11 protein-coding genes and 2 pseudogenes are annotated in these 9,884 nt (G+C 41.6%); 10 read left to right on the forward strand and 3 right to left on the reverse strand.

Annotated elements, in window-relative coordinates; all coding sequences use genetic code 11:
- From V7783_RS20605 to maiA, 3 genes and pseudogenes are all read left to right on the forward strand, one after another.
- On the forward strand, nt 1-372 hold a 372-nt coding region (locus V7783_RS20605; protein ID WP_335680331.1), incomplete at its 5' end, for a tail fiber domain-containing protein.
- Nucleotides 373-413: 41 nt separating this feature from the next.
- Nucleotides 414-1,052: pseudogene (locus V7783_RS20610) on the forward strand (homogentisate 1,2-dioxygenase domain-containing protein); the annotation flags it as partial.
- Nucleotides 1,053-1,059: 7 nt separating this feature from the next.
- Nucleotides 1,060-1,689, forward strand: coding sequence for a maleylacetoacetate isomerase (gene maiA, locus V7783_RS20615; protein WP_335680332.1), 630 nt, complete (start codon nt 1,060-1,062; stop codon nt 1,687-1,689).
- Between the two features lie 13 nt (nt 1,690-1,702).
- On the opposite strand, the gene V7783_RS20620 is transcribed toward maiA, so the two are convergent.
- The gene (locus tag V7783_RS20620; RefSeq protein ID WP_335680333.1) at nt 1,703-1,936 is read right to left on the reverse strand and encodes a TIGR02647 family protein; all 234 of its coding nucleotides are present in this window, start codon (nt 1,934-1,936) and stop codon (nt 1,703-1,705) included.
- A 190-nt stretch (nt 1,937-2,126) separates the two neighbouring features.
- On the opposite strand from V7783_RS20620, the gene V7783_RS20625 reads away from it, so the two are divergent.
- Nucleotides 2,127-2,429 (forward strand): DUF1496 domain-containing protein, encoded by a 303-nt coding sequence (locus V7783_RS20625; RefSeq protein ID WP_335680334.1) that lies wholly within the window; start codon nt 2,127-2,129, stop codon nt 2,427-2,429.
- Nucleotides 2,430-2,489: 60 nt separating this feature from the next.
- A complete protein-coding gene (locus V7783_RS20630) occupies nt 2,490-2,756 on the forward strand; it encodes a VF530 family protein (RefSeq protein WP_335680335.1) in 267 nt (88 codons plus the stop codon).
- 38 nt (nt 2,757-2,794) lie between these two features.
- Here the strand turns inward: V7783_RS20630 and V7783_RS20635 are convergent, their stop codons facing one another.
- Both V7783_RS20635 and V7783_RS20640 read right to left on the reverse strand, forming a co-directional pair.
- Nucleotides 2,795-4,420: a diacylglycerol kinase family protein gene (locus V7783_RS20635; RefSeq protein WP_335680336.1), complete on the reverse strand. Its 1,626-nt coding sequence runs from the start codon at nt 4,418-4,420 to the stop codon at nt 2,795-2,797.
- A 270-nt stretch (nt 4,421-4,690) separates the two neighbouring features.
- Nucleotides 4,691-5,692 (reverse strand): branched-chain amino acid aminotransferase, encoded by a 1,002-nt coding sequence (locus V7783_RS20640; protein WP_335680339.1) that lies wholly within the window; start codon nt 5,690-5,692, stop codon nt 4,691-4,693.
- A gap of 365 nt (nt 5,693-6,057) precedes the next feature.
- Between V7783_RS20640 and V7783_RS20645 the strand changes: the two genes are divergently transcribed.
- The 5 genes and pseudogenes from V7783_RS20645 to V7783_RS20665 form a co-directional block, all read left to right on the forward strand.
- Nucleotides 6,058-6,597, forward strand: coding sequence for a sigma-70 family RNA polymerase sigma factor (locus V7783_RS20645; RefSeq protein WP_335680340.1), 540 nt, complete (start codon nt 6,058-6,060; stop codon nt 6,595-6,597).
- Entirely contained in the window at nt 6,594-7,283 is a 690-nt protein-coding gene (locus V7783_RS20650; protein WP_064665301.1) for an anti-sigma factor, read from the forward strand. Before V7783_RS20645 ends, V7783_RS20650 begins: the two co-directional genes overlap by 4 nt.
- 174 nt (nt 7,284-7,457) lie before the next feature.
- Nucleotides 7,458-9,050 carry a DUF4331 domain-containing protein gene (locus tag V7783_RS20655; RefSeq protein WP_335680337.1) on the forward strand — a complete coding sequence of 531 codons (1,593 nt, stop codon included), beginning with the start codon at nt 7,458-7,460 and terminating at the stop codon, nt 9,048-9,050.
- An 11-nt stretch (nt 9,051-9,061) separates the two neighbouring features.
- Nucleotides 9,062-9,574: an Ig-like domain-containing protein gene (locus V7783_RS20660; RefSeq protein ID WP_335680338.1), complete on the forward strand. Its 513-nt coding sequence runs from the start codon at nt 9,062-9,064 to the stop codon at nt 9,572-9,574.
- A 54-nt stretch (nt 9,575-9,628) separates the two neighbouring features.
- Nucleotides 9,629-9,884 (forward strand): annotated as a pseudogene (locus V7783_RS20665) (hypothetical protein); the annotation flags it as partial.

Raw genomic sequence — 9,884 nt, forward strand, 5'->3', positions numbered from 1 at the left:
CGTGCAATTCAGGCACGTGAAAATACGGGAGCTTTGGGCTCCACATTAGCGCAAGGTAAGATTGCAGGGGCGCAGGCTCGTAGTGATGCAATGGGTCAGGTGATAGGGGCGGGCGGGCAAGTTGGCAGTTCAATTGTAATGTCTGACATGCGACTTAAAGAAAATATCAATCAGATTGGCGATACTTCGCATCCTGATATTAATATGTACGAATGGGATTGGCTGGCTATCTCTGGAAAGTCAGGAATGGAAGACGGCTTCTTAGCTCAAGAAGTAGAAAAGGTGTGGCCTGATTTAGTTATTGAAGGTGATGACGGTTACAAGCGCATTCTAAAAACAGAAATTGAAAACAGATTGAAGGAATTAAACTAATGGCTAACCAGTTTTCTATAAGACCCCCTAGCCTGCAAGTTGACCGTGACTTTCACTATCCGGTTGCAGCGTTTGAGGATAAAGAAGGCAAATTTGAACTGATTGCAAAGTTTAACGGTAATATGTTCCGCTGTGATATTGGTCATTCACCACTTGATGTTGTGGCATGGACCGGTAACAGCGCGCCGTATAAATATGATCTATCCCGTTTCAATGTTATGAATACGGTCAGCTTTGATCACCCCGATCCGTCAATATTTACAGTACTCACATCGCCATCAGGAACGGAAGGTGTCGCGAATATTGATTTTGCTATTTTCCCGCCGCGCTGGATGGTAGCAGAAAACACCTTTCGCCCACCGTATTATCACCGCAATATTATGAGTGAATTTATGGGCTTAATTGAAGGCGTGTACGATGCTAAAGAGCATGGCTTTGTACCCGGTGGCATGAGCTTGCATAATTGTATGTCGCCACATGGCCCAGAAGCCGACGTATTTGAAAAGGCTTCAAATGCTGAGCTTGTTCCACAACGCTACGAAAACACCCTCGCATTTATGTTTGAGTCTCGTTACATTATTTCGCCAACTAAATACGCCCTTGAAGGCAAAGAGCGCCAACCAAACTACACTGATTGCTGGCGTACTATTAAAAAACATTACAGCGGCCCACAAGGATAATTACAGCATGAAACTTTATAGTTATTTTCGTTCATCAGCGGCATATCGCGTGCGTATTGCACTGAATTTAAAAAATATTCCCCATGAATTGGTCACCGTTAATTTATTAAAGTCAGAACAACAAGGCAATGAATACCTTGCTAAAAACCCTCAAGGTTTATTACCAGCGCTAGAAACCGATGAGGGTGTACTAGCGCAGTCTATGGCTATTTTAGAGTACCTTGAAGAAACGCATCCAGATACCCCGCTATTATTTGGCAACGCATGGCAAAAAGCACACATTCGCAACCTGTGCTATGCCATAGCTTGTGATATTCACCCGGTGGATAATTTAAGAGTACTCAAATATTTAAGTGGCGAATTAGGTGTTGATGATGATGCTAAAAATGCCTGGTATCGGCATTGGGTTGAAGTTGGTTTTGAAAAGCTAGAACAATTGCTTGATAGTAACAATGATTATTGTGTGGGCGATAAACCTAGCCTTGCTGATGTCTGTTTAGTTCCGCAAGTATTTAATGCATATCGTTTTAATGTAGACATGACTGCGTACCCTAAAATAGCAGCCATTTATGAGCGTTGTAACAAGTTGGCTGCATTTATAGATGCTGCACCACAAAACCAGCCTGATGCAGCGTAAAAGTTAAGAAATTTTAGCTACCTAATGCACTGTGGAGCACTGTTACGTGCTCTATCAAGTCTAAGCCCAGATCCGTTAAATATCCGCCATCTGGGCTATCAATAATACCTTTATCAAATAATCGTTGTGCCGCATTTAATAAGCTTTCATCTGCGTCACTGTGGAGCTTTAAGCCTTGCATCTTGCTCGTTAATGGAAATTTTGCTAACAGTGTAAATTCGTCAATCATTGTTTGGTTAAATTGCATGTGTTCACCTTGTCTTTAGAAAATTATTTTTTTGTAGATTATTTACCCTAACACATTTTTTGGCCAAGTCACCTTAAAACCCCTAGGGCTGGGGGCAAATGGATTAAATTCCAACTAAAACTCGCACCTTGAGGTAGTTTGAGTATAGGTATAAGCTTAGTGTAATTATTTTTTTATGCAAAGGCTGAACATGCGAATTTTAAGTATTATAGGTGTTTGTTTTATTTGTTTTATTTACTCTGTAAGTAGTTTTAGTAATACACCAAAAACAACGCTTTTACTCAATCCACAAGAGGCAATGGATCAACACTCAATTTGTTGGTTTGAAGATAAACGCTACAGTGAAGGGGCTATTATTTTGATGGCTGATGTACGTGTGATCTGCACAGCAAAAACGCCAAGCCACAGTAATAGTCCACTGACTTGGTTAATGCTCAATGAGCAAAATGAAATTATTTATCCAAACCCGCCTAAAACAATTCGGGTTAACTAATTGGTATCAACGCCCAGTTAGGCTACAATAGCTGCGACTTTTATTGAGCTACAGTGAATTATGAATCAGCAAGCAAACAACCCGTTACATGGTATTACACTTGAACAAATAGTAGTAAAACTCGAGCAAACACTTGGCTGGAGAGTGATGGGGGAGCACGTTGATATTCGCTGTTTTAAATCTGATCCTAGCGTTAAATCAAGCCTTAAGTTTTTACGTAAAACGCCTTGGGCCCGAACCAAGGTCGAGCAGTTATACTTAGATCACTGTGTTGATACAAAACCACAAAACAGCGGTTTTGTATGGCCTAGTATTAACAAAAAGTAATAAGTATTGCGCGTTATGCCACATAACGCGCAACATAGTTATTCAACCTGCTCCGCACAGATCACAGCCAGTGATTGCGGGGTAATTTCAATAGTTAGTTTATCAGCGCTTTTAACTTCACCATCAAGTACATATTTTATTTCCTCAGGCGCCGATATTTCAACACGACGCGCATTAGTATGATGTGAATTGATAGCAAAGTGGGCCTGCGTGATACTACTAAAAACAAGTTCAGCAATACTCAAAACATTAGCGGATGCATCTTGGTTAGGAGTGAGCCAATTCACGTCGAGCAGGCCGTCATAGTGATCAGGCTGTCCGCCGCCTTGTGCTAATAAAGTGGTGAAAGGGGCTGCATTAGCGACAATTAAACTATTGGTATGGATTTGTTGCGGCTGGTTATCATCTAACTGTACGGTAAAATCTTGGGCTTTTTGTTCGCCTAATGCCTGCCAAAACCCTTGTAAATATGCGAACTGACCCAGCTCATTTTTAGTATCCCGATCTGCTTTTTCAATCATGTGTTGTTCAAAGCCAATCCCTGCCAACAGCAACATTAATTCACCATTACAGTATGCTGTATCCATTAGCTTGGTCTGCCCGTCGATAATTAAATCACAGGCTACTTCTACAGGGATCAGCTTAGATTTGATCCCCATTAGTACATGCGCCAACGCATTAGCTGTTCCTAGTGGAATAATACCTAGTTTACAGTCGCTATTAACCAGTACACTGGCCACTTCTGCCACCGTACCATCGCCGCCACAGGCAATCACCATATCGGGTTTTTCAGCAATAGCCTGCTTTGCCAACACAATTCCGTTTTGCTCCACTGACGTGCAAAGCACTTTTAAATCATAATAAGTAGATAAACGGGCAATAATTAAATGCTCTTTTTGCTGCCATAACTTGGTTCCAGACACTGGGTTGGCAATTAACACTGCTTTATTTTTAATAAGTAACTCACCTTTGCGGTGACGCCTAACCAAATGACGCAATTGGTGTTTGTTTAAGTTTGCCGTTGCGCGGGTTTCTTTTATTTGTGCAAGCACCTGATGTACATCGGCATTTTTATCTTGGCTTAACAAATAGGCTGCCATAACAAAAACGGAACGACCACGCCCTAACGCACAATGCACCACGACTCGGCGATCATTTTTAACATGGTGAGCAATCCAATTAATTGCTTGGTTTAATTGCGATGATGTTGGCGCACGATGATCAAGCACTGGAATGTTTAAGTAGTTTATATTTTCTTGTGTGGATGACCATTCAAGTCCATCAAACTCACAGGTTACATCTAAAATAGCTGTGATACCGTTGTCTTTTAAACTATCGATATCAGAGGGAAACAAGCGACACGCTAAAAACAAGTGTTCATTTATTTGTTGTAGTGGCGGTACTTTATCGCGTTTACGACTCCATGCATTGTAAACTTGTGCACCAAGTAAAAAAGGAATGAACGCCCAGCGGATATAAAATGGAATAACGCCATTTTCTCGTTTGCGGAAGATTTTTGCGAGATTAAAAAAGTAGGCGCCACTGACCAACAATAAAGATAACGCAGTCCAGTAAAAGAGTACTGAAAAATAGCTTGGACTAACCTGCCAACCCATAAAAATAAATACAATTGCCAATAATAAATAACTGATTGCTGCCCACATACATATTCCTTTTATTGTTAGTTTTAGCACATTGTAAATGCAATCTATACGCCACTAACACGGCTTAAGAAAAATTAAATTTCATATATATTTCAGGGTATTAAAGTCTTATGCTACTTGTACTGCGATGCTCGCTTTATTAAAACGGTTATTTTTACACACCAATACACCTAACTTACACAGTTAAAAGTATAGATTATTAAATAACTTAGACATAAAAAAACCTAAGTTATAAAACTTAGGTTTTTATTAAAAACATATCGTGTAACTTTACACGTCGATTTTAGTCAACCAGCCATGCTTATCTTGTGCTTTACCCCATTGAATGTCATTCAATGCTTGGCGCAAACGCATCGTGGTTGGGCCCGCTTCACCACTACCCACTTTATACTCTTTATCATTATGAATAAATGTACCAACAGGGGTAAGTACCGCAGCAGTGCCTGATAAAGCAGCTTCAGTGCCAGGCTTTGCAGCACGCTCAAGTAACTCGGTAACTGTAAAGTTACGCTCAGACACCGTCATCCCTAAATCTTTGGCAATCGTTAAAATACTACTGCGGGTAACGCCGTGTAAAAACGTGCTATCGAGTGCTTTAGTAATGATCTCATTACCATCAATTAAGATAAAGTTTGCCGCGCCGGTCTCTTGTACATCGCCACCTGGACAAAATAAGATTTGATCTGCTTTATGTTGTATACGAGCCGCTGTAATAGGTGCTAATGCACTGGCATAATTACCACCGCTTTTGATCATACCCATATGTGGGGCGCAGCGCATGCCGTCTTCTTCAAGTAATACACGTAGCGCAGTTGCACCACCAGCAAAGTAATCACCTACTGGCGATAACAATACATATAACAACGAGCTTAGTGATGGTACAGCCGCTTTACCAATCGCAGCTTCTGTGCCGATATGGGTAGGACGAATGTACATAGAGCCCGGTGGTAATGGTGTTTCATCAGCATATTGACGAACAATATCAATAATCATTTTTTCAAGCATTGGGCCATCAACTTCAGGCAAGCTTAATAGATGCGAACTTTGCTTCATGCGGGCAATATTTGCATCCATACGGAAAATATAAACAGAACCGTCGTCATGGCGAAATGCTTTTAAACCTTCAAAACACGTACTTGAATAATGCAGAACATGTGCTCCAGCATGCAGTTCAATTTTATCTGAAGGAACAACTGAGCTTTCGCTCCAAGCATTATCAGTAAAATGAGCTTGAATCATCTGCGGCATAAATACAGTACCGAATGCGGCCATTTTAATCTCTCTTATGTGGTCTACTTTTACCCCATTGTATGACATTCATGCACCGTTTAACCATCACTAAAACAAGACATTTAGTGAGTTAAAGGTGTTTTTTTACTGTTTAGTCAAAAAAATATCTTTTATTGCGTAAATTACAGCACTCCCCTCAGCAAGGTTAAAAACCATAATAAGTAATAAAGTTGCGATAAAATGTTAATTAAAAGTTGATCCCATTAACTTGCTAAGCCGTATTTAGCTGCTAGGCTAACTGATGGAAAATAATGAAAATAAAGTTAAACCCTCATCATTTAGTTGGTTTTTTGCATCCACTTGACGTTATCAAACGTTTACTTAATGAAAAGAATAATAGGAACTCTATGGAAACTGACGAATTGTTACCTCTGCTTAGCGCAACGGCTCAGGGCAATAAGCAGGCATTTGCTAAGTTGTATAATGCCACAAGCCCAAAACTATTTGCGATTAGTTTAAAAATGCTAAGTAATCGTGCTCATGCAGAAGAAGCCTTGCAAGATGCATTTGTAAAAATTTGGCATAACGCATCGGAATATCAAGTCACTAAAGGGACTGTGATCAGTTGGATGATCAGCATTGTTAGGTATCGAAGCTTAGACTCATTGCGCTATCACAAAGTGCGCAAAGAACAAGCTTTAGAAGATGACTATGCTAGCGCCGACGACCTCACAGATCTGCCATTAGAAGTTGATTATGAAGATGGCAGTAAACTCGTTGATTGCATAGAGCAACTAGATGAACAGCAAAAACAAGCGATCCACTTAGCCTATTACAAAGGCTTAACTCACAGTGAGTTAGTTGATCATATTGAGACCCCGCTTGGCACAGTAAAAAGCTGGATCAGACGCGGTTTGCAACAGTTGCAAAGGTGTTTAACGTTATGAATTATGACAACCAAAAACTCATCGATATGCTTGCTGCAGAGTATGTATTAGGCACACTTAAAGGCCCTGCCCGCAAACGTTTTCAGCGCTTGATGCTCTCATCTAATCGCGTAAGAGAAGCGACTTGGATGTGGGAGCAGCACTTAAATAACTTAGCCAGTTCAATCAAATCAGTGGCGCCAGATAGCCATGTGTGGGAGAGAATCTCACAACGGATTGAGCCCCAGCAAGTGACGCCGTCGAGCAAGGTAATTACACCTAAAGCCAGTATTTGGAAAGCATGGTCGTTAATTGCCACCGCGGCGAGTATTGTGTTGGCATTGATTGTTTGGCAGCCGCAATCCCCTGTTGAGCAATTAACACAACAAATTGCGCTGTTTAAAGATGCCAGTGAACAACCGCTATGGTTTATTGATGTAAACGAACAAGGTTTATCAATAAAAGCCAGCGATAAATTGACTGCCAGAACCGATAAAGACTATGAGTTATGGATGATCTTAAAAGGTCAAGATGCGCCTATCTCTCTTGGTTTACTACCAAAAGACGGGGTTAAATCGCTATTGAAAGATAGCCGTTTTAACGCGCAGGATATTGCATTACTCGCCGTAAGTTTAGAACCCATTGGTGGCTCGCCAACAGGTTCACCTACCGAAGTGTTATACACCACTGAGTTGATTTTACTTTAAATCAACCAGTACCACGAAATAAAAAGCCAGCACTTGCTGGTTTTTTATTTAATTAAAATCAACAACATGGAAATAAACATACATTAAATTAATATTTTTTACTTTTTATTGCATCCAATGGTAATTACTTCGCGTATTGGTAGTGACCACTATTTAAAACTAAAGGATACAGTCATGAAAGCTTTAACTCCGTCAATCTTAGCAGTTGTAGTATGTAGTACCTTAGTAAGCGCACCAACAGAAGCATCCAGTCATCGTGAAGCACCGAATATCAGTCGCTTCCCGACTTTAGATTCAACCGATTTCTATGCATTTAATAGTTATGAGCAAGGCCGTGGTGATTATGTCACGCTAATTGCTAACTACATTCCACTGCAAGATGGCTATGGCGGGCCAAACTACTTTGCTATGGACCCTGATGCAACTTACAGTATTCACATCGATAACGATGGTGATGCTGTAGAAGATATTACCTTTGCCTTCAACTTCAAAAGTATGCTGCCAAATGATAACCAAGGGGTCGCATTAACCGTAGGGCCAGAAGGTAACCAACGCACCGTTGCTGTGCCGCTGAAAAACGTCGGTGGTGTTGCTGCTGGTAATAATGCAGCGGTTAACTTTAGTGAATCATACACTATGACCATGATCACCGGTGAGCAGCGCTCTGGTAGTAAAACCATGCTGACCAATACCATGACCAGCACTAATGAGTTTCATAAGCCGCTAGATTATATTGGCGATAAAACGTTCTCATCAATGGATGGTTATAAAAGCTACGCAGCACAGTTCGTCTATCAAGTTGCCATCCCTGGTTGCGACGGTATGGCAAAAGTATTTGTTGGCCAACGTAAAGACCCGTTTGTGGTGAACCTTGGCAAAACCTTCGATTTAGTAAACTATGTACCTGTTGAAGGCGATAGTGCGCCAGGCGCCGGTGATGGTGAGGGTTTCCCTGGTGGCATCACCCAAAATGTAGCAAACGATGACTTGGCAGATAAAAACGTTACCGCGATCGCCGTAGAAGTACCTAAAACCTGTGTCACAGGTGAAGGGAATGGCACTATCGGTACCTGGACTACGGCTAGCTTGCCACAAGCACGCATCTTAAACCCAAATGCTAAATTTGCTAGCAATGCCGCTAATGGTGGCGCATTAACTCAAGTGTCTCGCTTAGGTAATCCACTTGTTAATGAGTTAGTTATTGGTTTGAAAGATAAAGATACGTTCTCTACCTCTGCACCTAAAGATGACGGACAATTTATTGACTACGTCACGCATCCGTCTTTACCTGAGCTGTTAAACATTTTATTCAAAGATGCAGTTAACACCACCTTAGGTGCCAACCTCGAAACGCTAGCACCTACTAATTTCCCACGTAATGATTTAGTTACGGCGTTTTTAACGGGCTTCCCGGGTGTAAACCAGTTAGCTACGGTAACCGGTGCGGAAATGTTACGTTTGAATACTGCAATCGCAGCAAAAGCGCAGGCTGATCAATCTGCCTTTGGTGTGGCTGGTGATGATTTAGCGGGTTTCCCGAATGGTCGTCGACCTGGTGATGATGTGGTTGATATTGCACTACGTGTGGTAATGGGTCGTCTATGTTACCCAATCCCAGTTAACGGTACTGACACAGATTTAGGCCTATGTACTTCTGATCAAGCCAGTGTTGGTAATGTACCGTTCACAGATGGTGCACCACTTAACGCAACCATGATGGATGCAAGCTTCCCTTACTTAGCAACACCGCTTGCTGGGTCTAAATAAGGAGAACACTCATGCAACACTTTAAATTATCACATCTAGGGTTACTGCTTGCTGCGCTTACACTCAGCGCCTGTAACGATGACGACGATAACAAAGTAACTACGCCACCTAAAGTCAATAAAGCACCTACAGCGTCAGCTGCTATGGTGACCACACAAACTGAAGTGGCAATTGAAGACATGCTCGAAGGGACTGATCCAGAAGGCGATAGCCTGACGTTTAGCCTAGTAACTGAACCAATGTTAGGCACTGTGGTTGTCAACAATGATGGCAGCTATATCTACACACCTAACCTTGAAACTACCGGTTCAGACAGCTTTACCTTTGCAGTAAGTGATGGTGTAAACAGCCAAGTAACAGCAATGGTCGATATTACCATTGAAACACTTGAAGTTGATTTTGCACAAATTGGCCGCGCGGCGTTTAACCAAGCCGCCACCGATAAACCGCTGAGCATCAATGGTCGTACGTTTACCAATGCAGACGAAACTGCCGACTTCGATGACCTGTTAGGCAACAATTAAATCACACTAAAGTAAAACTTGCAGGCCATGGATGGCCTTTTTAAGGAGAACAACATGACTGGCCGCGCCTTTACTTACCTTATATTTCTACTCTCATTGAATGCAGCCGCTGAGCCTTTCACACCTGCAGATAACGATATCATCGCACCAGCTCAGGCTACCAATATTGCACAGCTAAACCAAGATGAATTAATGTTCTTACTGCTGCAAAGCCAACAGGTTGGCAAAACAGAGCTACGTCAAGGTCTACTAAAAAACCAGTTACAACAGCGCTATACACAATCTGCAACACCACAACTTGGTTATATGT

Origin of the sequence: Pseudoalteromonas sp., from assembly GCF_036960685.1 — a bacterium.
Lineage (GTDB): Bacteria > Pseudomonadota > Gammaproteobacteria > Enterobacterales > Alteromonadaceae > Pseudoalteromonas.

Bases quoted from the DNA above. Each gene is read 5' to 3' on its own strand.
- V7783_RS20625 (WP_335680334.1), top strand. From the start codon at position 2,127: ATGCGAATTTTAAGTATTATAGGTGTTTGTTTTATTTGTTTTATTTAC.
- V7783_RS20630 (WP_335680335.1), top strand. From the start codon at position 2,490: ATGAATCAGCAAGCAAACAACCCGTTACATGGTATTACACTTGAACAA.
- V7783_RS20620 (WP_335680333.1), bottom strand. From the start codon at position 1,936: ATGCAATTTAACCAAACAATGATTGACGAATTTACACTGTTAGCAAAA.
- V7783_RS20635 (WP_335680336.1), bottom strand. From the start codon at position 4,420: ATGTGGGCAGCAATCAGTTATTTATTATTGGCAATTGTATTTATTTTT.
- V7783_RS20640 (WP_335680339.1), bottom strand. From the start codon at position 5,692: ATGGCCGCATTCGGTACTGTATTTATGCCGCAGATGATTCAAGCTCAT.
- V7783_RS20645 (WP_335680340.1), top strand. From the start codon at position 6,058: ATGGAAACTGACGAATTGTTACCTCTGCTTAGCGCAACGGCTCAGGGC.
- V7783_RS20655 (WP_335680337.1), top strand. From the start codon at position 7,458: ATGAAAGCTTTAACTCCGTCAATCTTAGCAGTTGTAGTATGTAGTACC.
- V7783_RS20660 (WP_335680338.1), top strand. From the start codon at position 9,062: ATGCAACACTTTAAATTATCACATCTAGGGTTACTGCTTGCTGCGCTT.
- maiA (WP_335680332.1), top strand. From the start codon at position 1,060: ATGAAACTTTATAGTTATTTTCGTTCATCAGCGGCATATCGCGTGCGT.
- V7783_RS20650 (WP_064665301.1), top strand. From the start codon at position 6,594: ATGAATTATGACAACCAAAAACTCATCGATATGCTTGCTGCAGAGTAT.